General features: G+C 60.4%; 10 protein-coding genes. 7 read left to right on the top strand and 3 right to left on the bottom strand.

Annotated features, from left to right (window positions below; all coding sequences use genetic code 11):
* The first annotated feature begins 2 nt into the window (after window positions 1–2).
* Genes KGD89_RS12920 through KGD89_RS12910 form a run of 3 tightly spaced genes read left to right on the top strand, consistent with a single transcriptional unit; the run spans window position 3 to window position 14,466 of the window.
* On the top strand, window positions 3–9,044 hold the full coding sequence (locus tag KGD89_RS12920) for a non-ribosomal peptide synthetase (protein WP_051427730.1): 9,042 nt from the start codon (window positions 3–5) through the stop codon (window positions 9,042–9,044).
* The gene (locus KGD89_RS12915) at window positions 9,041–12,826 is read left to right on the top strand and encodes a non-ribosomal peptide synthetase (protein WP_025260199.1); all 3,786 of its coding nucleotides are present in this window, start codon (window positions 9,041–9,043) and stop codon (window positions 12,824–12,826) included. Before KGD89_RS12920 ends, KGD89_RS12915 begins: the two co-directional genes overlap by 4 nt.
* Window positions 12,823–14,466 (top strand): cyclic peptide export ABC transporter, encoded by a 1,644-nt coding sequence (locus tag KGD89_RS12910; protein ID WP_025260198.1) that lies wholly within the window; start codon window positions 12,823–12,825, stop codon window positions 14,464–14,466. Before KGD89_RS12915 ends, KGD89_RS12910 begins: the two co-directional genes overlap by 4 nt.
* Here KGD89_RS12910 and fhuF read toward each other — a convergent pair whose 3' ends face one another.
* A complete protein-coding gene (gene fhuF, locus KGD89_RS12905; RefSeq protein WP_025260197.1) occupies window positions 14,467–15,195 on the bottom strand; it encodes a siderophore-iron reductase FhuF in 729 nt (242 codons plus the stop codon).
* A 204-nt stretch (window positions 15,196–15,399) separates the two neighbouring features.
* On the opposite strand from fhuF, the gene KGD89_RS12900 reads away from it, so the two are divergent.
* Both KGD89_RS12900 and KGD89_RS12895 read left to right on the top strand, forming a co-directional pair.
* A complete protein-coding gene (locus tag KGD89_RS12900; RefSeq protein ID WP_025260196.1) occupies window positions 15,400–15,615 on the top strand; it encodes an MbtH family protein in 216 nt (71 codons plus the stop codon).
* A 37-nt stretch (window positions 15,616–15,652) separates the two neighbouring features.
* Entirely contained in the window at window positions 15,653–17,083 is a 1,431-nt protein-coding gene (locus KGD89_RS12895) for a diaminobutyrate--2-oxoglutarate transaminase (protein WP_025260195.1), read from the top strand.
* A gap of 16 nt (window positions 17,084–17,099) precedes the next feature.
* Here the strand turns inward: KGD89_RS12895 and KGD89_RS12890 are convergent, their stop codons facing one another.
* Both KGD89_RS12890 and KGD89_RS12885 read right to left on the bottom strand, forming a co-directional pair.
* Window positions 17,100–18,407, bottom strand: coding sequence for an ATP-binding protein (locus KGD89_RS12890; RefSeq protein ID WP_025260194.1), 1,308 nt, complete (start codon window positions 18,405–18,407; stop codon window positions 17,100–17,102).
* Between the two features lie 55 nt (window positions 18,408–18,462).
* Window positions 18,463–19,164, bottom strand: a complete 702-nt coding sequence (locus KGD89_RS12885) for a response regulator (protein WP_025260193.1) — start codon at window positions 19,162–19,164, stop codon at window positions 18,463–18,465.
* A gap of 151 nt (window positions 19,165–19,315) precedes the next feature.
* Here KGD89_RS12885 and KGD89_RS12880 point away from each other — a divergent pair, with 151 nt between their 5' ends.
* Together KGD89_RS12880 and KGD89_RS12875 are read left to right on the top strand one after the other, a co-directional pair.
* On the top strand, window positions 19,316–20,473 hold the full coding sequence (locus KGD89_RS12880) for an efflux RND transporter periplasmic adaptor subunit (RefSeq protein WP_025260192.1): 1,158 nt from the start codon (window positions 19,316–19,318) through the stop codon (window positions 20,471–20,473).
* Window positions 20,473–23,583, top strand: a complete 3,111-nt coding sequence (locus KGD89_RS12875; protein ID WP_025260191.1) for an efflux RND transporter permease subunit — start codon at window positions 20,473–20,475, stop codon at window positions 23,581–23,583. Before KGD89_RS12880 ends, KGD89_RS12875 begins: the two co-directional genes overlap by 1 nt.
* Window positions 23,584–23,603: the final 20 nt, after the last annotated feature.

Here is a 23,603-nt window from a genome sequence, read left to right as displayed (position 1 = left end):
GAATGAGTGGGATGACGCAACAAGCGTTCCTGGAGATTGCACAGCGACTGGCGTCCTTGTCTGCGGACAAGAAAAAGCTGTTCCGCCAGCGTCTGGCCGAGAAGGGCATCGATAGCTGGCGGCTGCCAATAGTGCCTGCCGTACCCGGCGAAGGTCAAAGCCTGCCGCTGGCCCAGGCGCAACGGCGCTTTCTGTCGGCTGAAGCCCTGAGCAGTCGTGCGCTCTACAACCTTTGCTCGGTGCTGCGTTTCGACCGCGACCTCGATGGTCAGCGTCTGCAACAGGCCATGCAGCAGTTGACCGACCGTCATCAGATCCTGCGCACACGCTACACAACTGATGCGCAAGGTCAGTTGCAGCCCCATTGCGAACCTTTGCAGGTGTCTCTGCCAAAGGTCGAGCGCTTGACACTGGCGGCGGCCGACTACGAGCAATGGTGTGCCGACGAATACGCACGCCAGCTCGCCGAGCCCTTCGATCTTGCCCTGTCTGCACCCTGGCGCTGGCAGGCCTTCAGCGATGCGCAGGGCCAGTCGACCTGGCTGTTTTTCACCATCCATCACGTGGCCTACGATGCCTGGTCGGCTCAGCAGCTCACTCTGGAACTGGCCGAGGCTTATCGGGCGCTTGCACTGAATGAACCTGCCCGGCAACCGGAGCTGAGCATTCAGTACGCCGATTACGCGGCCTGGGAACAGGAGTGGCTGGACAGTGATAGTTGCCAGCAGCACATCGAGTTCTGGCGCACCCAACTGGCGGATGCCCCGGCACCGCTGGCCTTGCCTCTGGACCGCCCACGCCCTGCGGCCAGCCAGCGCCGTCATAGCGGCGCGGTGCTTGCCCGTGAACTTTCGCACGAACTGACGACAGCCGTCGAAGCCGCCATTCGCAAGCAAGGCGTGACGCTGTACATCTACGGCCTGACCGCTTTCAGTTGTCTGCTGTCCCGCTATAGCGGTGAAAACGATGTGTGCCTTGGCACTTCCGCCGCCCAGCGTGACCGGCCGGAACTGGTGCCCTTGATCGGCCCGTTGCTCAACACGTTGGTGATCCGCCAGCAGTTGCAGGGCAACCCGGACTTCACAAGCGCACTGCTGCGCACCCGTGACACCGTCGCAGCCGCCTTCGATCATCAATTGCTACCGTTCGAGAATGTGCTGGAAAGCCTTGAGCGCCCACGTTCAAGCCCGCTGTTCCAGGTCATGTTCGTGCAGGTCGACTTGCCCGCAAGCCGCACCCTGGAACTGCCCGGTGTTGCGGTCGAAGTGCTTGACCCGCCGCAGCGCCATGCCCGTTTCGACCTGACGCTGCGCCTGGTGCGCACCGCCGACTCGCGCCTGCGTTGCGAGCTGGAATACAGCGACGAATTGTTCGATGCCGCCACGGTCGAGCAAATGCTGGACGACCTGCTGGCGATTCTTGGGCAGGCTGCGAGCCATCCCCAGCGGCGTCTGGCCGAACTGCAACTGGTTTCGCCTGCGAGCGAACTGAGCGGTCCGGCATTGGGCTCGACGCCCTTGCCGCTGGACCGGCAAGTCCAGCACTGGGCAACCCATACACCGACCGCGCCGGCCTTGTGCAGCCTTGAGCAGACCATTGATTACGCAACCCTGGGTGCCGCCAGCCGGTCGCTGGCTGCAAAACTGGCCGGGCAGGGCATTGAGCCGGGTCATGTGGTTGCGCTGTGCATGCCTCGTTGCGCCGAGCAGTTGCTGGCGACCCTGGCCTGCTGGCAGCGCGGTGCGGTCTGCCTGTTTCTCGATCCGGCCCAGCCGCCGCAGCGACTTGCGCAACTGTTGCAGGACAGTGGCGCAAGCCTGTGGCTGACCCTGGCCGAAGCGCCTGAAACCGGTGTCGACATTGCGCGCCTTGAGCTGAGTACTGGCGACTGGTCGGCTGACGCGCCTGTGGATTCGGGCCAAAGCCTTAGCCAGCCGCAACTGCCTGCTTACCTCATCTACACCTCGGGTTCGACCGGTCAGCCCAAGGGCGTGCTGGTCACTCACGCCAATCTGGCGCATTACGCGACGGCTGTCGGCCAACGTTTGCAGGCAAAACCGGGCAGCCGTTGGGCGACCCTGGCCACCGTGGCTGCGGATCTGGGCCTGACGTGCGTATTCGCAGCCCTGAATGCCGGTGATCCGCTGGTGCTGCCGCCCGCATCCCTGACCTTCGACCCACCGGGCTGGGCTGACTTCCTCGACCAGCAGCCGGTGGACTGCCTGAAAATCGCGCCTTCGCATTTGCGCGGTTTGCTGGCACTGGACGATGCCCGACGGGTGTTGCCAAGAGAGGTGTTGATTCTGGGGGGCGAAGGCTTCGATCAGGCGTTGTTCACGCAAGTACGCGAACTGGCACCGCAACTGCGCATCTTCAACCACTACGGTCCTTCGGAAACCACGATCGGTGTGATCTGTGGCGAAATTTCGTCCATCGATTCACTGGAATCGGGGCAGTACCTGCCTTTGGGTCAGCCATTGGCAGGCTGTGAACTGCGCATTGTCGATGGCAATGACATTCCGGTTCCGCTGGGCGTGGCCGGTGAGCTGTTGATTGCAGGCCCACAGGTTGCACAGGGTTATCTCGGCCAACCTGAACTGACTGCAAAGGCATTCGGTTCTACGGCCCAGAGCCATAGCCAGCACCAGCGCTTTTACCGCAGCGGTGACCGGGTTCGCCTGGATCGCAACGGGCGTCTGGTGTTCCTGGGGCGTCAGGACGATCAGGTCAAGATCCGCGGTTTCCGGGTCGAACCGGGCGAAGTCAGTGCCTGGCTCAATGCCCGGCCACAGGTTCGCGAAGGTGCGGTGCTGGCACAGGAAATCAAAGGCCGGACACAACTGGTGGCGTATATCAGCCCCGCGCTGAGCACTGAGGAACTGGCTGACGTGCAAGCCGAGGCCCGGCATCAATTGCCGGAGCATATGCTGCCTGCCCATTGGCTGACGCTGGACACACTGCCGCTGACCGCCAATGGCAAACTGGATCGCCGCGCCTTGCCGGAACCGGCTGAAACTGAAACAGCAAGCGCAGTCGCTCAGCCACCGACAGGTGCCACGGAGCAGCAACTGGCGCAGTTGTGGTGTCAGGTGCTGGGGTGTGCGCAGGTCGGGCGCGAGGATGATTTCTTTGCCCTCGGCGGTGATTCGATCCTCAGTCTGCAACTGATCGGCCTGGCATCTCGCGCAGGGCTCATGCTGAAACCACGGGACGTCTTGCAGCATTCCACGCTGGCGGGCATGGCCCTGTGCATCGATTGCCGCCAGCAGCCGGCCTTGTCCACGGTTCTTGACGCCTTTCGCGAATTGCTTGAGCAACCAGGGCTTGGACCGGATGCCGATTTCTTTGCCGCAGGCGGCGACTCGATCCTCAGTCTGCAATTGATTGCCCGCTTGCGTAAGGCCGAACTGCGCCTGATGCCTCGGCAGTTGCTGGAAAATCCGACGCCTCGGCAACTGGCCGGGGTATTGAAACCTGTTGCAGCAAAGGCCGTTACGCCGCCAGTAGCCATTCAGGCAGCAGATCAACCGCAGCCCCTGTCCCATGCCCAGCAGCGGGTGTGGTTCATGCAGCAACTGGATCCGGCGCAAACCGCTTATAACGTCACTCAGTTGCTGGCCTTGCGCGGTGATCTGGATGTTCCGCGCCTGCAAAGCACTTGTCAGGCGCTGGTCCAGCGGCATGAAGCGTTGCGCTGCCGTTTCTTTGAAGAGCAAGGGCAGGTCTGGCAGCGTCTGGACGAGACAGGCACGCCGATCTTCAATGTGCATGACCTCAGCGGCCTGAGCGAGTCCGAGCAACAGGCAACCATCGCCAAGGCCGCCCGACGTGTCTTTGATCTGGTCAACGGGCCGTTGCTGGCCATCGATGTCTTCAGCATTGCGCCCGGCGATTACCGCCTGCTGTTCAATGTGCATCACATTGCCGTGGACGGTTGGTCCATGGGCTTGCTGGTTCAGGACTTTGCGCTGATCTATCAGGACCAGCCAACGCCTGCAGCAACCGGTTTGCTGCCGTTCATCCAAGAGCAGCGGCAACGTCTGGACGGCGAGCAAGGCCAGCAATTGCTGGGTTATTGGCAGCAGCGCCTGCAAGGTCTGGGCAATGAACCTCTTGAGCTGCCCGATCACTGTCTGCGGCCAGCGGTGCAGGCCTACGAAGGTGCCCGTGACGAATTTGTCTTGCCGGGTGTTCTGAGCGCGGCAGTCGATGCACAGGCCCGAGCATTGGGTGTTACGCCTTTCGTGCTGTACTTTGCCGCTTACCAGATCCTGCTGTGGCGACATGCCGGGCGCACGGATTTCGCCATCGGCTTGCCGGTGGCCGGGCGTGAGTCGGCGGCCGGGCAGGCGTTGGTCGGCCTGTTCGTCAACACCCTGGCTCACCGTGTACAGATCGATGCCCGACAAAGCCTGCAAGCATTCATCACGACCCTGAACGGGCAACTGGCCGATGACATGGCCCATCAGGAGTTGCCGTTCGAGCAACTGTTGGACACGCTGGATTTTGAACGCCATCTGGATCGCACGCCGGTGTTCCAGAACCTGTTCAACTACCAGATCGACCATGGCGATTCCCGCCGCTTCAGCCTGCCGGGTGTCAGCGTGGAATCACTGGCGCTGCCGGACGGTGTGGTCAGTGCCAAGTTCGACCTGACGTTCAACCTGTTCACCCACGGGCGTGGCGCCGCTGCCAATACCCGCCTGATTGTCGAGTACGCCACCGCACTGCTGAGTCCTGAAACCACTCAGCGTCTGGTCGAGGATTATCAGGGCCTGCTCGGCAGCCTGACCCGCCTTGATCTTCAGCAGAGCCTGTTGGAAGTGCCGCTGGGCTCGGTTGCAAAACTGGCCACCTCGGGCACGTCCATGGAGGTGCACTGCGAAGCGGATTTTGTGACGCGCTTTGAAGTACAGGCGGCCCTGCATCCCGAGCGCGTCGCGGTATTCAGCGCAGATCGGCGCTTGAGCTACGCAGCGCTGGATGCCCAGGCCAACCGGCTGGCCCATTGGCTGCTGGAGCAGGGCGTTGGTCACGAGTCGACAGTTGCCTTCTGCATGCCACGGGATGAAAGACTGCTGGTATGCATGCTGGGGATCCAGAAAGCCGGGGCTTCCTACCTGCCGCTCGATCCTGGCCATCCAGCGGCCCGTCAGGCGCAGATTCTCACCCGTGCGCAGCCACAATTGCTGCTCTGCGATGCGCGGGCTGCCGACTTGCCGGAGCCACTGCGCTGCTACCTCTGGGCCGACCTGCCGTTGGCACAGTTCCCGGCACAGGTTCCGGCGGCTGACAGAAACCTTCAACAACTGGCTTACACGCTCTACACCTCGGGTTCCACCGGGCAGCCCAAGGGGGTGCAGATCAGTCGCGGCAACTTTGCCAACTTCCTGCTGGCCATGGAGCAAGCGCTGCCACTGGACACCGTGCAGCGTTACCTGGCCCTGACTACCGTCACCTTCGATATCTGTGGCCTGGAACTGTGCCTGCCGCTGGTGCGCGGCGGTTCCGTGGTGCTGGCCGACGATGACGAGCGTCAGGACCCTGTGTTGCTCGCCAGTCTGATCAAGAACCAGTCCGTGGACCTGATTCAGGCCACACCAGCCACCTGGGCCATGCTGTTGCAGGGCGACCGTCAGGTGCTGGCCGGGCGTGTGGCGCTGGCCGGCGGTGAAGCACTGTCGGCAGACATGGCCACCGAGCTGCGTCAATCCGTAGCTCATCTCGTCAACGTCTATGGCCCGACAGAAACCACCGTATGGTCTACCCAGACCCCGATCAATGCGCTGCAATTACCTGTCGCGCCTATTGGCCGGCCATTGCTCAACACCCGTTGCCACGTGCTCGACGAGCACTTGTGCGAAGTGCCGACCGGTTGCGTCGGTGAGCTGTACATCGCCGGTGATGGCTTGGCCCGTGGTTATGCCGGGCAACCTGGCCTGACCGCAGAACGCTTCATTGCCGACCCGTTCAGCACCGATGGCAGCCGCCTGTACCGCACAGGGGATCTGGCGCGTTGGCAACCCGACGGGCAGTTGTATTACCTGGGCCGCACCGACGACCAGATCAAACTGCGCGGTTTCCGCATCGAACTGGGCGAGATCGAGGCGGTTCTGCTCAGTCACCCGAAACTGGTTCAGGCGGTCGTGGCCGTGCAGGGCGAGCATCTGGCTGCGTTCTGGGTGGCAGAGGCTGGCAGTTCACCTGACGAAACCGAGATCCGTGACTATTTGCAGGCGCGCTTGCCGGTTTACATGCTGCCGACGCATATGCAGGCACTGGAACAGTTGCCTCTTAACACCAACGGCAAAGTGGATCGCAAGCAATTGCCACGTTTGCAACTGGATACCTCTGCCAGCAGCACCGTCCAGCGTCCGCTATCGGCCAGCGAAACCTTGCTGGCTGAAATCTGGGGCGCAGTGTTGAAACGCCAGCAGATTCCTGCCGACGGTCATTTCTTCCAGTTGGGCGGGCATTCGTTGATGGCTGCCCAGGTGCGTGGGCGCTTGCGCGAGCAGGGTTTTGAAGTACCTCTGCGCTGGCTGTTCGAGACCCCGGTACTGGCCGAGCTGGCTGCGCGGCTCGAAGGCCTGGCGCGTGATCTGGATATCGGCTCGCTGGCGATTCCTCACGTCGATCAGCAAATCGCACAGCCGTTGTCTTCGGCGCAGCAGCGGGTCTGGCTGATGCAGCAACTGGATCTGGCCGACAGCAGTTTCAATATGGGCAGCAACGTGCGCTTGCGCGGAGAGCTGGACGAGCAATCCCTGCAACGCTCATTGCAGCGACTGGTAAGCCGACATGCCATCTTGCGCACCACCTATCACCAGCAGGGCGGCGAATTGCGTCAGCGGATTCATGGGGATCTGTCGGTAAAGCTGCAAGTGATCGACTCCAGTGAAGCCCAATGGTCGGCCGAGGCCCGCAAGGTTGCGTTGCGACCTTTCGATCTGGGCAGCGAGGCGCCTTTGCGGGCGGTGCTGTATCGCACTGGCGAGCAGGAGCATGTGCTGCAACTGGTCATGCACCACATTGCCTCCGATGGCTGGTCCGGCGCGGTACTGGTGGATGAGCTGATTCAGGGCTACGAAGCCTACAGTGCAGGCCTGCAACCCGCGCAGGGCGAACTGCCGATTCAGTACGTCGACTATGCCGTGTGGCAAGGCTCGCCTGCAGTTCAGTTGCGTCAGCGTGAAGGCCTGGACTTCTGGCGGCGCACCCTGGCGGGTATCCCGTCGCAAGTGCCATTGCCGTTCGACTTCCCGCGCCCGGAACGCGACACCGGTACCGGTGCAGCGCTGGACTTCCAGTTGTCGGCCTCCACGGTCGAGCGCCTGAAAGCCTTTGCCCAGGAAAGTGGTACTTCACCGTTCATGCTGTTGCTGACCTGTTATGCCGCCGTGTTGCAGCGCGAAACCCAAGGTCGAGATCTGGTGATCGGGACCGATGTCGCAAACCGCGACCATCCGGCTACCGAGTCGCTGATCGGTTTCTTCGTCAACCTGCTGGCCTTGCGTATCCGTCTGCAACCGGAACTGAGTTTCCGTGAGCAGGCGCAGCAGGTCCGGGAGCTTTGTCTGCAAGCATTCGCCTGGCAGGACACGCCGTTCGAGCGTGTCGTTGAATGCCTGGAACTGCCGCGTGTGGCCAACTTGCATCCGTTGCTGCAAACGCTGTTTGTCCTGGACAACACGCCGCGTCAGCAACGTCAGTTGGGCAACCTGCAGGTCGAGCCGCTGACCGGCGAGCAGCATCACTCCAAGTTCGACATGGCGCTGTTTGCCAGCGAAGACGGGGATGCGATCAGCCTGCGCTGGGTGTATCGCACCAGCCTGTTCCGCCCGGCCACGGTCGAACGCCTGCGAGACGCTTTCGAGTCGCTGCTGGACATGGCCCTCAACGCGCCTGAAAACCCTATCGATACCTTGATTCCGACAGTAAAGGGAGCTGCTGCAATGTCCACGGACAACCCGGTGCAACGCAAGATGAGCAAATTGGGCAAGATGCGCCAGAGCGCTTCTCCCGCAGCCCGTGAGCCCATCGAAGCCCGACCGTTGCGCGAAGGCTCGAAATTCCCCTTGCTGGTGACCCTGCGCGACCGTGAACTGGCCCCGGCCATCTGGGCTGAAGCCAACCGTGACAAGGTCGAGAGCTGGCTGCGCGAGCATGGCGGCATTCTGTTCCGTGGTTTCGACCTGCCGACCCCGGTCGATTTCGAGAGCTTTTGCCAGGCCTTGTGCCCGCAGCTCTATGGTCAGTACGGTGATCTGCCCAAGAAAGAGGGCGGCAAGAACATCTACAAGTCCACGCCATACCCCAAGGACCGGATGATCCTGTTCCACAACGAAAGCGCGCATCAGCATCGCTGGCCGCGTCGGCAGTGGTTCTACTGCGAGATTCCGGCCTCCACCGGTGGCGCGACGCCGATTGTCGACAGCCGCGAGGTCTATCGGGAACTGCCGGCCTGGTTGCAGGCGAAGCTGCGCAGCAAACAATTGATGTACGTGCGCAATTTCAGCACCAGCCTGGACGTCAGCTGGCAGCACTTCTTCCAGACCGAGGAACGTGCCGAAGTCGAGCGGATCTGCCGTGAAAGCAATATCGAGTTCCAGTGGCGCGGCGCCAACGACCTGCATACCCGTCAGGTCTGCCCGGCGGTGATTCTGCATCCGCTGACCGGCGAAGAGAGCTTCTTCAACCAGATCCAACTGTACCATCCGGCCTTTCTGGATGCCGACATCCGCGAGCAGTTCCTGCGCGATGGCGAAGCAACCATGCCCAGGCAGGTGTTCTACGGCGACGGCTCGGAGCTTGAAGAGAGCGCCATCGAAGCCATCAACGCTGCCTACGACCGTTGCGCCGTGCGCTTCGACTGGCAGCAAGGCGATGTGGTGATGCTCGACAATATGCTGGCGGCCCATGCCCGGGACCCGTTCGACGGCGAGCGAAAGATTGTGGTGGCCATGGGCGAGATTTATGGCCGTGATCAGGTAATGGCTGCCCCGGCGCAGACCGAAGAAACCCACGCAGAGTTGAACCCATGATGGACCTTGGATTAACGCTTTCACCGCAACAGAAACAGCTTGCCCAGGCCAACCCTCAGGCTTGGCGCTGGGTACGTATGCAATTGACAGGCGTACCCGCAGGCGCCGTCGAACAACGCCTGCGTGCCTGCCTGGAACAACATGAGGCCATGCGCCTGCGCTATCAGCGCCCGGTCGGTGCCACGGCGCTGCGCCAGCGGGTTGCCGAACTCAGCGAGCTGCGCCTGGACTGGCGTCAGGCTCAGGTCAGTGATGGCCATGATGCACAAGGCTGGCTGGAGCAGGCTCAGCGTCATTGCCAGGCTGAACAGCCGGATGTGCTGGCCTGGCTGCTGGACGACAGCCTGTTGTTGGCGGTCCCTGTCTACTCGCTGGATCAGCGCAGCCTGATCCAGTTGCAGGAGCACTTGTTGGGCCGCAGTGCCGCGCTGGAAGCCGAGCCCATGCAGTACGGCGAATATGTCGAGTGGATCAACGGCCTGCAACTGGACGAAGACGCGGAACAGGGCGCGCAGTTCTGGCGCAATCTGGCTTTGCAGGATGTGCCGGGCATGCGCCTGATCGAACGCTATGGCATTGCCAGTGGCAACCATGCGCGGGTCAGCCTGGAACTTGCCCGTACAGTGCCGACTGCACTGAATGCGTTGGCCGAGCGCGAAGGCGTGGAGGTCGAGCAACTGGTACTGGCGGCCTGGGGGTCGCTGCTGGGCAGGCTCAATGGTCAGCAGCATGGCCAGCTTGGCTTGCAGCACGACCCTCGTGATGACTATGAAGAGCTGCAGGGCGCTTATGGCGTTTTCGAGCAAACCTTGCCGATGGTGGTGCAGCTCTCCGAACACAGCACCCTGGTCAATCTGGCCCGGCAACTGACCCGTCAGCTGGAAAACGCTGTCGAGTGGCAGGAATATGCAGGCCAGGCCCAACTGCTGCCGGAATGGCGCGCCAGTTTCCAGGCAGGGCTGAGAGTGCTGTACACGCCGCAACTGCAAGACCTGCAAGTGCTGTCTTTCGATACGCCGGTCGAACTGCACCTGCAATTGACCCTCGATGCACAAGGCAGCGGTCAACTGGCGCTGGCCTATGACTGCGGTTTGTACCGTGCCGAGCAGGCGCAGGTATTGCTGCGGCGCTTTGCCCATTGGCTGGAGCAACTGGTGCAGTCGCCCAACGGGCTGATCAATGGCTTCGACCTTCATTTGCCCGAGGAACTGCTGCCGGCACCGGCGCGTCCGGCTCTTGAGGCCGATCTCGATATCATCGCCACCTTGCGTACTCACGCCCGGACCCAACCGGATCGGCCGGCATTGCGCTATGCGGATCAACTATTCTCGTACGCCGAACTCGATGCCCTGAGCGACCGGGTGGCCGGCAGCCTGCATCAGGCTGGTGTGGGGCGCGAACAACGGGTTGGTCTTTACCTGCCACGCGGCGCACACATGCTGGTGGCGATGCTGGCCTGCTTCAAGGTCGGTGCCGCGTACCTGCCGCTGGACCCCAAGCAGCCACCGTTGCGTCTGGCCGGTATTCTCGACGACGCTCGACCGGCGCTGTTGCTGCATGGGGAAGACCTGCTGCCCGAAACGTCGCTCAGGACTCTGAGCTGGTCAGAAGCCAGCCATGGCCCGCTGTTCGAGACGCCGCAACCTGTTGCTGCCCAAGACCTGGCCTACGTGCTCTATACCTCAGGCACCAGCGGCAAGCCTAAAGGCGTGCAGATCGAACAGGCTCAGTTGCGCCATTACGTCACGCAAGTGACCCGGGCGCTGCAATTGCCTGAGGGCGGGCATTATGGACTGGTGTCGTCGTTGCTCGCGGACCTGGGCAACACTGTGCTGTTCCCGGCCTGGCTGCAAGGCGGGTGCGTGCATGTGCTGGAGCAGTCCACCGTGACCGATGCCCGGGCGTTTGCAGAAGAACTTCAGCGTCATCCGCTGGATGTCCTCAAGATCGTCCCTTCGCATCTTGAAGCCCTGATGGGCGAGCACGCCGCCGACATTCTTCCTCGCAAGGTCCTGGTGCTGGGCGGGGAACCCGTCGGTGAGCATTTGCTGAGCCGTCTGGCCGAGGCGAAACCGGCTTGTCGCCTGTACAACCATTACGGCCCGACCGAAACCACGGTCGGGGTGCTATGGCGAGCGATTGATCTCGATCAGGGCGTGGCAGGCAGTGCATTGAGCCAGGTACTGGGAGATAACCGCATCCATCTGCTCGATGAACAGCAAAGACCAGTACCGCCGGGACAGGCCGGTGAGTTGTGCATCAGCGGTAGCAGTGTCGGACGCGGCTATGTGGGGGATGTGGGCGGCTCTGCCTTTGGTATCGACCCGCTCAGTGGCCGTCGCCTGTATCGCACCGGCGACCTGGCCTTGCGTCAGGCTGATGGCGCACTGCGCATTCTGGGCCGCAACGATCAGCAAGTGAAGATTCGCGGTTTCCGTCTGGAACTGGCGGAAGTCGAACAGGCACTGCTGGCCCAGCCGGGCGTATCGCAGGCTGCGGTACTGCTGGATGGCGAGGGCGATCATGCGCGTCTGCTGGCCTTTATCGTCAAGGACGAGGCCGGTTCTCAGACAGCCGATCAACTGCGTGCCAGCCTGGCTCGCCAGCTACCGGACTACATGCTGCCCAGCGGTATTCTGGAGCTCAAGGCACTGCCACTGAACAGCAACGGCAAGCTGGATCGCAAAAACCTGTTGGAACGTGTCCGGCAACGCCTGCAAAACACGCGAGTGGCGCCGGTCGGTGAACTGGAAACTGCCATTCTGGCCATCTGGTGCGAAGTGCTGGGTGTCGACGACCTGGGGGTGACCGATAACTTCTTTACGGTCGGCGGGCATTCATTGGCGGCGATCAAGGTGGTTTCTCTGCTGCGCGAGCGTCTGTCGCTCAACCTGCCGACCAATCTGTTGTTCGAGCGCCATACCGTGCGCGACCTGGTGAGTGGCCTTGGCAATGGCGAGAGCCGTGGCCCCTGGAAAGTATTGACGCAAGCCGATGAACAGTCGCCAGCCTTGCTGCTGGTACACGGAGCCCAAGGGCATCTGCAGGCGTATCAGCCACTGGCGGACAATCTTGGCGCTCAAGTCTCGGTCTTCGGCCTTGCGGCTCTGGAAAAAGGCTGGGACGAAAGCGATATGGATATGCTGTTGCAGCACTATGTCGCGAGCATTCCCGCCGAGCTGAAACAGCGCCCGCTGGTGCTGCTGGGCTGGAGTCTGGCTTCGCGGCTGGCCTTGTTGCTGGTGCCGCACTTGCAGGCCAGCGGTTTTAACATCGCCGGGCTCGCCGTGCTCGATCACGATGCCCGGCGCAGTCTGGCGGGTGAGGGCGATGAGGCGGGGCAGTTGATTGCCGATTTTGCCTTCTATTGCCGCAGTCACGCGCAACCGATTGGCGAATCGCTACGGGAGCGCTTGACGAGCCTGCTGGCCGGTCATGACTATGCCGAAGGCGTTACCCTGTTGCTCAACGATCCTCAGGTGCGCTCGCATCTGCAATGGGAAGCGGCCGACGCAGAGCTGCTTGCACTGCTGGGGCAATATCGCTCGATCAAGACGCGCCTGTATGAGCAGACCTTGCCTGTCGTCGATGTGCCGGTCTGGGTGTGGCGTGGCAATGTCCATGCCGATCTGCGTGCCCAGTGGCAAGCGCATACGCAGCAGGCCGTTCGCCAATGGACGCTGGACGTAGGCCATCACGAAATACCTGGCGAACCTCGACTGGCCGAAAGCCTGTTGCCTCTACTGTTGGAAACTTCTGCCAAGGTGGTATCGGCGTCATGATTCTATTGAAAGAACTGCTGCATAACGCTCGGTGGCGCATTTTTCTTGCGGTGCTGAGCAGCGCCTTGAGTGCAGCGGCCAGTATCGGCCTGATCGGCTACATCAACCGCAGTCTGGAACAAGGCCCTGGCGATATCGGCCAGGCCTTGCTGATATTCGGCGGCTTGCTGATTCTGTTGTTTGTCAGCGGCATCACCTCGCAGTCGCTGCTGGTGCAGATCGGCCATCGTCTGGTCTACCAGTTGCGCCTGCGACTGGTGGGCAAGGTGCTGGGTACTGCGCTGGAGCGCATTGAGCGGCTGGGCAGCCCACGCATCTACAACGCGCTGACCAAAGATGTGACCACCGTCGCCACTGCCTTCAAGCAACTGCCGATTTCGTTGTACAACGGCCTGTTGTTGCTGACGGGGCTGGCGTACATGGCCTGGCTGAGCTTGCCGTTCTTCTTCCTGACGCTGGTGGTGATTGCCTTCGGGGTCGGCCTGGATGTGTTGCTCGGGCGCAAGATCAAGTCCCTGATGCAGGCGGTACGGCGCCAGGATGACCAGTTGACCGAACAATTCGAGGCCGCCATTCATGGTCGTTGCGAACTGGGCCTGAGCCGCGAGCGTCGGCATCAGCTCTATCAGCACAAGCTGGAGCCCATCGCACGGGCGTCGCTGGATGCCTCGGTGCGCGCTGATACCTTATGGGCAATCAACCTCAATTGGACGACCCTGCTGGTATTCGTGCTGATCGGTACGCTGTTCTTTCTTGGCCAGGGGCTTGGCTGGCTGAACCAGCAGGTGGTGGTGGGTTACGTACTGGCAATCATGTTCCTGCGCACGCCGATCTCGATGATCCTCGATGCCATTCCGGCAGTCATTCGCGGTCATGTGGCCTTGCAGGCCATCGATGCCCTGGCCCTGGGGGAAACGGTGCAGTTCACGACACCGGAGCAGGCGTCGCAGCCTTTTGAAGAACTGCGCCTGTCGAACGTGCGTTATCGCTATCCCGGCCAGAGTGACGAATTTGCCTTTGAACTGGGGCCGGTGGATCTGTCGATTCGCCGTGGCGAGCTGATTTTCATTGTCGGCGGCAATGGCAGTGGCAAGTCGACCCTGGCCAAGTTGCTGACAGGGCTCTACGTCCCCACTTCGGGCCAGGTTTCACTCAATGACGTGGTGCTCGATATCAGCACCAGCGAGTGGCATCGCGAGCATTTCGCCGCCATCTTTGCCGACTTCTATCTGTTCGCCGATGTGCTGGGCGAGGCAGGTAATCATGAAGGGCTTGAGGCTCGGGTGGATCATTATCTGGAGCGTCTGGGGCTGGCCCATAAGGTCGAGTTCGCGGCCGGGCGCCTGTCCACCACATCTTTGTCCATGGGCCAGCGCAAACGCCTGGCGCTGTTGATGCTGATGATGGAAGGCCGTGAAGTCTTTCTGCTGGACGAATGGGCGGCGGATCAGGACCCGGTATTCCGGCATGTGTTCTACAACGACCTGCTGCCTGAGCTTAAAGCCGCTGGCAAGACGGTGATCGCCATCACCCACGACGACCGTTATTTCGATGTGGCCGACCGGGTCTATCGCCTCGACTACGGCCAGTTGGTGGATTACGACCGGGAAACCGAAAACCCTTTCCAGCTGGTGAAATAGTCAGTCCTGCTGCCTGCATTCATCTAGAGGGCAACTGCTGCAATAGCCGACACCGGGAAGCCGGTAGCGGATGCAGCAGATGCGCCTCAGGCGCAGGGGTTCATCTGCGCCGGTGTCGTGGTAGCGCACGGGGGCGAACAGCGGATTGCGTCGGCCGTCAGGGCGCAGGCGGGCAGTGAGGATTTCCCGGGCCGGTGCGGTGCTTTGCGGGCTGGCCAGCGGGTGAAGGTCGAGACGGCTGGTGACGAACTCGAAGGTGTTGCCGGCATTGCTCCAGAACAGCCGGGGCGATGCGCGGGTGACTTTGACCAGGGCGTCGATGACAGGTGTCAGGTGATTGTCGATCAGGTCATGAAAGCGCTCGAAGGCCGAGCAGGCTGGCAGAGGTTTTCCGGCATGGGCCAGATGCAGTGCCTTGGGTCTGGAGTCGTCACCCAGTTGCAGGCCGGTGTAGGCCAGGGCAAGCGGCAGTGCGGATTGTTGCAGCAGGCTGGCGGCCATTACCGGAGCCATGAAGGTGCTGAAGTACCACTTGGACCACAGCGATACCAGGGCAAGACGCTCATCGGTCTTGTAGCGCAGCAACAGGCCATTGACGAATGCACTGAAATGCTCGTGCTCGAAAAACAGGTCACCCGGAACGTCGGCCCGTGGAAGGCTGCGCAGTTGCAGTTTCTCACCGTAGTCGGCGAGGGGACCGGTGAACAGCGGAGCAAGGCTGGGAATCATCGACTCATCCGTGGACCGCTTGTTGAGAGCAGTTATCGTTCAGAGGGGCTGGAAGTATAAACAGGGCGTCAGCGTCTTGCGACTGTTCATCTTCGCCATCGGCGGTTGAGAGGGATGTAAAGGTAATAAAATATTAATGAGAATTGCTACCATTCGTAGTAATGTGTCGAGAATGTATCAAAATCTTGTTCAAGGAGAAAAACAATGAGTCTGGACAGTCCGGATACGCGCTTTCTGGTTGTAGTCAATGATGAGGAACAGTACTCGATCTGGCCTGACTATCGCAGTGTGCCCGAAGGCTGGCGCACCCTCGATGTTCAGGGCAGCAAGGAAGATTGCCTGAGCTACATCGAGAAAGTCTGGACCGACATGCGCCCGCTGAGCCTGCGTCAGGCCATGCAGGTACAAGGGCAGGGCTGATCGCCTGCGACCGTGTTTTCAATTTCAGGGATTCAATATGGAAAGCGTCCAGCCCCGCCAGGCATCCAGTGCAACCTTCACACTGGAGCAGTTTCGTCAGCAGGCACCCCGTGAACTGAACACCAATGAGTACCTGCAGCGTCAGGCTGCACGGGAGTCGAATGCCCGCTCATACCCGCGCCGCATTCCACTGGCGTTGCAGGAAGCTCATGGCCTTTATGTGCGCGATACTCAAGGTCAGTTGTTCATGGACTGCCTGGCAGGCGCGGGGACTCTGGCTTTGGGCCATAACCACCCGGTCGCCATCGAAGCCATGCGCCAGACGCTGGATTCCGGTTTGCCCCTGCATACCCTGGACCTGACGACACCGGTCAAGGATCGTTTTGTCGAAGACCTGTTCGCGGCATTGCCGGAAAACTTTGCCCGCCATGCGCGCATCCAGTTTTGCGGCCCTACCGGTGCCGATGGCATTGAAGCAGCATTGAAGCTGGCGCGTATCGCCACCGGACGCAAACCCATCATGTCGTTCTCCGGCGGTTATCACGGCATGACCTTGGGCACTTTGAGCCTGATGGGTAATCTGGGACCCAAGCAGGCGCTGGGTTCTCTGATGGCTGACGTGCAGTTTCTGCCGTATCCCTATGACTATCGCTGCCCGTTCGGTATTGGCGGTGAAGCGGGTATCGATGCCGGGCTGCATTTCATCGAACAGTTCCTGGGCGATCCGGAGTCAGGCGTGTTGCCTCCCGCGGCCATCGTGGTTGAAGTCGTACAGGGCGAGGGCGGTGTGATACCCGCGCCGGTGCGCTGGCTTCAGGGCCTGCGTCAGTTGACCCGCAAACATGGTGTGGCACTGATCATCGATGAAGTGCAGACCGGCATCGGTCGTACCGGCAAACTCTTTGCCTTCGAACATGCGGGCATCGAGCCGGACATTCTCGTACTGTCCAAAGCCATTGGCGGTGGCCTACCGCTGTCGGTGGTGGTTTACCGGGAAGAACTGGACACCTGGAAACCTGGCTCCCATGCCGGCACATTCCGCGGCAATCAGATGGCCATGGCCGCAGGCGCTGCGACTCTGCGCCATATCATCAGCGAAAACCTGCCGAGGCATGCTGACGTCATGGGTCAGCGCCTGATGAGTTCGCTGCGCCAGTTGCAGAGCGATTACCCATGCCTGGGTCAGGTTCGCGGTCGCGGCCTGATGGTCGGCGTGGAAATCGTCAGCGATACGCCGGGCGACAGCCGTGTGCCAGCAGCGGATACCGCACTGGCCCAGGCCATTCAACGCCAATGCCTGCACCTGGGTGTCATTCTGGAGCTGGGCGGACGCCACGGAGCGGTCGTGCGTTTCCTGCCGCCGTTGATCATTCAGGCCGAAGAAATCGATGTGCTGGTCGGGGTCTTCCAGGTTGCCCTGGACAAGGCGATTGCCGAGGTAAAGGGGCGGGTGTTGCACAGCGCGTGAGCTGTACAATGAATATTCAGCCAGCCTTCCGTGCTGGCTGAAATATCTCAAATCTTGCACCGCCCAGTGGCGATGAATCGACAGTAATGCTGCCACCCTGGCATTCAATGGCCTGACGACTGATGGCCAGCCCCAGACCGAATCCTCCCGTATCACGGTCGCGACTTCGATCCAGTCGATAGAACGGCTCGAATATATGCTCCTGCTCGGCGACAGGTATGCCAATCCCGTCATCCTCGACACTGATGACGAGGCCTTGCTCTGTCAGCATGGCACTGACGCGCACCACCTTGTTACAGTATCGAATGGCATTGCCGACCAGATTCTGCAGGGCGCGTGCAGTCAGGCGAGGATCAAGGGCAAAGTATCCTGCGGCATCCTCAAGGCACAGCAGTAACGTGAACCCCTTGTTTTCCTGTTCATCGATGAAGCCACCCAGCACGCTGTCCAGATACGTCTGCAGTGGCATTGCCTCGGGCAGTGGACGCTGGTTCGGTGATTTCAGGCGAGTGTAGGAAAGCAGTTCATCGATCAGGGAATCCAGCTCCCGGATGTGGCCCACCATCTGTTCAAGACGCAGCCTTGTCGGTGCCTCCAGGGGATCGGCCATGACCAGCGCCATGCCGAACTCCAGCCTCGACAAGGGGGTACGCAATTCATGGGATACCGCATTCAAGAGCTCCTGCTGCTGATTGAGCAGGCCTTCGATATCCTGAGCCATCGTGTCGAACACCTGGGCCAGCTCGCCAATGTTCGAGCGTGGTGAGATTTGCGTTCGCTCGGCCAGATTGCCGCTGCCCAGGGTCATCGCCGTACGCTTGAGCCGTTGCAGATCGCGCCAGTGAGGCCAGATCCATACCAGCAGACAGGCCAGCAATGCGGCACCGATCAGAATATTGATCAGCCAGTACATGATGTTGATGTCGACAGGCGCATCGGGCGCTACCAGTTCGACAACCGTATCCGGGGCGATCAGGGTGAGTGCTGTGCCCAGCTCGCCATAATTGTCCGAACGCACAGCATTCAGGCCTTGCTTGAGAGCGGTGCGCTCACGCTCCGACAGGCCTGGATCGTCTATGGAGACAAGCCTCAGCCGAGACGGGGCAAAATCGGTCCGCAGTTCGTTTTCCAGCGCTGGCCAGGCTTCTTGCGGTGTCTGATTGAAGCGTTTTCTGATTTGACTCAGCGTACCCTTGGCCTGATCCTGGTTATAGGTGATGGTTTGCTGGTTGAACCAGCTCAGCACAATCTCCGGGATCGCAAACAGCGCGACGCCATAGGTCACCAGCATGATCAGGTAAAGCCGAGCGAGCATCTTGAACATGGCGATCCATTATCTTTTGCGGGGAAGTGCGGAATGAGTTCGTGAAACCGGCCTGTTACTCGTCCCACTCCGAGCGACTGAGCAGGTAACCCTTGCCCCAGACCGTCTTGATTCTGCGAGGCTCGGCAGGGTTGTCTTCAAACTTGCGACGCAATTTGGAAATGGCGACATCGACCGAACGATCGATACCGTTGAATTCGATGCCGCGTAACTGCTGGATCAACTGATCGCGACTCAATACCTCTCCCACGTGGTTGGCAAGCACCAGTAACAGGTTGTACTCCCCGGAGGAAAGCTCGACATCCTGGTCGCGCCATTTCACTTGTCGCTCAGCCAGATCGATCAAGAGCCGCCCCAGGACAATCTGCTGGGCATCGTGACGAGTCTCGCTAGAAAGGCTGCGCCGCAACAGGGTGCGGATTCGCGCCAGGAGTACGCGAGGGTCACAGGGTTTTGCGACGTAGTCATCGGCACCTGTTTCAAGGCCGAGAATCTGATCGTCGTTCTTGTCCCGGGCCGTGAGCATGATGATGGGCAGAACGGGACTTTCGTCGCGCAACTGTCGACAGACATGCAAGCCATCGAGCCCAGGCAGCATGAGATCAAGGATGACAAGGTCGGGACGTAGACGATGCATGACCTCGAGCGCACGATCTCCCCGGTTGACGACCGTGACATCGTAGTCAAAGCGCTGGAGATAACTTGCAATCAGCTCTGCCAGCGCAATGTCGTCCTCGACAAGCATAATCCTGGTCATTGTTCAGGCCATTTGTGCAAAGGGGACAGCATAACCAAGGCATGCCGGATACGAGCAAAGCCTTAACACTTATTAACATCTTCCCAACACTTGTTTACATGCGCTGCGCAAGCAGTCTTTAGCATGGCGTTATCTTCAGGGGAGCGCCACAATGCCGTCTTTATTCCGTCTCGATCCAAGTCGTTTTCTGTTGTGTGCCTGTCTTGCCGCACTGACTGCCTGTGGCAAGCCCACGGCTGAGCCAGACATGCCGGCTCAAGTGAAGGTGGAAACAGTCAAGACGCGTCCCCTGATCATCACCACTGAACTCAATGGCCGCCTGGTTTCGCCACGGGTCGCCGAGGTCCGTGCCCGGGTCGCAGGGATCGTGTTGCAACGGGTTTACCGTGAAGGCTCCGATGTCAGGCAGGGCGATGTGCTTTTCCGCATTGATCCTGCCCCCTTTCAGGCCGATCTCGAAAGTGCCGAAGCGGCTTTGCGCAAGGCACAGGCGACGGAGTATCAGACTCGTCTGCAGGCCGAGCGTTATGCCGAGCTGACAAAGATCAGCGCCGTCAGCCGTCAGGACGCCGAAAACGCTCGCGCCAGCTTCCTGCAGGCCCAGGCCGATGTCGCCTCAACCCGTGCTGCGCTCAAACGCGCCCGGCTCAACCTCGATTATGCAACCGTCACTGCGCCCATCTCGGGGCGAATCGGTAAGGCGCTGGTTACCGAAGGCGCGTTGGTCGGGCAGGGCGATGCAACTGCTCTGGCAACCATCCAGCAGTTACAGCCGATCTATGCCGACATCAACCAGTCCACCCGCCAGATAAGCGAGCTGCGTCGCTCGTTGCAGCAAGGCGGATTGCAGCAGCTTGAGCCGGGACAGATTACCGCGACACTCATTCAGGAAGATGGCAGCCCATATCCGCACAAGGGGACGTTGCTGTTTTCCGACCTGACCGTTGATCAAGGCACCGGTCAGGTCACGCTGCGCAGTGAATTTCCCAATTTTAAAAATGAGCTGCTGCCCGGCAGCTTCATCCGCGTACAGCTTGATCAGGCTCGCACGGCACAAGGCATTACCGTCATTCAGCGCGCTGTACAACGTGATGCGGCAGGCAAGGCTCTGGTTCTTATTGTGGATGAGGGCAAGGTTCTGGAGCGGGGCGTTGAGCTGGGAGGCGTACAAGGCAATCGCTGGATCGTGAAGAACGGTCTGAACGCCGGTGACCAGGTCATCGTTTCCGGGCTGCAACATGTGCAACCGGGTAGTGCAGTCACCGTGCAGGAAGAGGGCGCGGATGCCCTGGCCCAGGAGCAGAAGTAATGGCGCAGTTCTTTATCGACCGGCCGGTTTTTGCCTGGGTCATCGCATTGTTCATTGTGCTGGCCGGTCTGCTGGCAATACCTCAGCTGCCAGTGGCCCAATACCCCAGCGTTGCGCCGCCTCAACTCGAACTGACGGCCACTTACCCTGGCGCGTCCGCCAATAGCATCGATGAGAGCGTGGTGAGCCTGATCGAGCAGGAGCTGAACGGCGTCAACAATTTGCTGTATTTCAGCTCCAGCAGCAGCCAGGGCACGGCGACCATGACCATTACCTTTCAGCCGGGCACCAACCCCGAGCTGGCCAAGGTCGATGTGCAGAACCGTCTGAAAGTCATCGAGCCGCGCTTGCCTCGTGCGGTCAGCCAGCAGGGCCTCCAACTGGAAGAAATATCCGCCGGGTTCCTGATGATCGCGACGCTGACTTCCACTGACGGTCGTCTGGACGAGATTGCGCTGAGCGACTATTTGACGCGCAACGTGATCAACGAACTCAAGCGCCTGAAAGGCGTGGGCAAGGCCCAGTTATTCGGCTCGGAACGTGCCATGCGCATCTGGATCGATCCGCAGAAACTGGTGGCTTTCAATCTGACTCCGGCTGATGTCAGCCAGGCTATTGCCGAGCAAAACATACAGGTTGCGGCGGGCAGCATTGGTGATTTGCCGTCCTCCACGGATCAGGAGTTGACCGCTACCGTCATGGTCAAGGGGCAGTTGAGCACGCCTCAGGAGTTTGCCGCGATTGTGCTCAAGTCGAACACCAACGGTTCAACCGTCACCATCGGCGATGTGGCCCGGGTTGAAGTCGGTGCCCAGAACTACAATTTCGCCACCCGTCTGGATGGGAAGGCATCGGTGGCCGTCGGAGTGCAACTGGCGCCGGCAGCCAACGCGATGAGCACCGCGACCCTGGTGCAGCAAAAGCTCGATGAACTCTCGCGCTACTTTCCGGCGGGTGTGAAATACGACATTCCTTACGATACGTCTCCTTTTGTGAAGGTCTCGATCACCAAAGTCATTCACACCCTCATCGAAGCCATGGTGCTGGTGTTCATCGTGATGTTCGTGTTCCTGCAGAACATCCGCTACACCCTGATCCCGGCCCTTGTGGTGCCTGTCGCCCTGATGGGCACCTTTGCCGTGATGTATGTGATCGGCTTCTCGATCAACGTGCTGACACTGTTCGGCATGGTGCTGGCAATCGGCATCCTGGTAGACGATGCCATTGTGGTGGTGGAAAACGTCGAAAGACTGATGGCCCAGGAAGGGCTTTCACCCAGAGAAGCGACGTGCAAAGCCATGGAGGAAATCAGCAGCGCCATCATCGGAATAACCCTGGTGCTGACAGCGGTCTTCATTCCCATGGCATTCATGTCGGGTTCGGTGGGGGTGATCTATCAGCAGTTCTCGATTTCCATGGCCGTTGCCATTGTGTTCTCGGCGTTTCTGGCCCTGAGCCTGACACCGGCTCTGTGTGCCACCATGCTCAAGCCGATACCTGCAAACTCGCATCACGAAAAGAAAGGTTTTTTCGGCTGGTTCAACCGGCGCTTCGAGCAAGCCAGTCAGGGCTACGAAAATCTGGTAAGCAAGGCAGTAGGGCGCATTGGACGCTACATGGTCATCTTTCTATTGCTGACAGGCATCATGGGGCTGCTGTTTGCCCGTCTGCCGTCATCGTTCCTGCCAATGGAGGATCAGGGTTATACCATCACCGATATTCAATTGCCGCCAGGTGCCAGTCAGCAACGCACCATTGAAGTGGCCAGGCAGATCGAAGCACACAACACCCGGGAGTCCGGTATTACCAATACCGTGATGATTCTCGGCTTCAGCTTTTCCGGTAGCGGGCAGAATGCTGCGCTTGCCTTTACCACGCTGAAAGACTGGTCCGAGCGAGCGGCTCAGGATTCCGCGCAATCCATTGCCGACCGGGCAACTGCCGTGTTTTCAGGTCTCAAGGACGCCATGGTCTTCAGTCTGTTGCCACCTCCCGTTGAAGGTCTTGGAACATCGGGCGGCTTCGAGGTCTGGTTGCAGGATCGCAGTTCACAAGGGTATGACGCGATGCGACAGGCTCGTGACGAGTTGTTGCGTCGAGCCAGCGACAGCCCGATCCTGCAAAACGTGCGCGAAGCCTCTCTGGCGGAAACCCCGCAAATCAATATTGACGTGGATCGCTTGCAGGCCCACGCCATGGGGGTTTCGTTCTCGGATATCGCCAGCGTGCTGTCGACCTCACTGGGTTCAGCTTACGTCAATGACTTCCCGAATCTTGGCCGCATGCAGCAGGTGATCGTGCAAAGCGAGGGAGATCGTCGGCAGCAGGTTGAAGACCTGTTGCGCCTGGAAGTCAAAAACCGTCAGGGGCGCATGGTGCCTGTTTCCGCATTCGCCACTATCAAGTGGACGAAAGGGCCAGCACAACTGACTCGTTACAACGGTTACTCGGCGATCAGTCTGTCCGGCGAGCCCGCGCAGGGGCACAGCACTGGTGATGCGATGGAGGAAATGGAGCGTCTGGCTTCGGGGCTACCATCAGGGTTTGCCCTACAGTGGACGGGGCTTTCCTTGCAGGAGCGCATATCCGGCGGCCAGGTGCCGCTGCTGCTCGGGCTGTCGATGCTGGTGGTGTTTCTGTGCCTGGCGGCGCTCTATGAAAGCTGGGCGATTCCTGCGGCAGTCTTGATGGTGGTGCCTCTCGGGATTATCGGCGCGGTGCTGGCTGTTACCTTGCGCGGCATGCCCAATGATGTGTTCTTCAAGGTCGGGATGATCACCATCATCGGACTCTCGGCGAAGAATGCCATCCTGATCATTGAGTTCGCGACGAGTCTTCATGCTCAAGGCATGGGCAGGGTCGAGGCCAGTATCCGGGCGGCTCGTCTGCGTCTGCGGCCCATCGTGATGACATCCCTGGCGTTCATTTTCGGGGTTGTGCCACTGGCGTTTGCCTCGGGGGCCAGCTCGGCCGGCCAGCAGGCGATCGGGACCGGCGTCATGGGCGGCATGCTCACGGCAACGCTGGCGGTGCTTTTCGTGCCGGTGTTTTTCGTCCTGATCATGGGGCTGCGTGAAAGAGCACAGCGTGTCTCGGCTGGTGAAGAATAAAGGGTTGCCCAAGTGTTTTC

It is taken from the genome of Pseudomonas cichorii, from assembly GCF_018343775.1.
GTDB classification, from domain to species: Bacteria; Pseudomonadota; Gammaproteobacteria; order Pseudomonadales; family Pseudomonadaceae; genus Aquipseudomonas; species Aquipseudomonas cichorii.
This window is presented reverse-complemented; position numbering and strand designations above follow the sequence as displayed.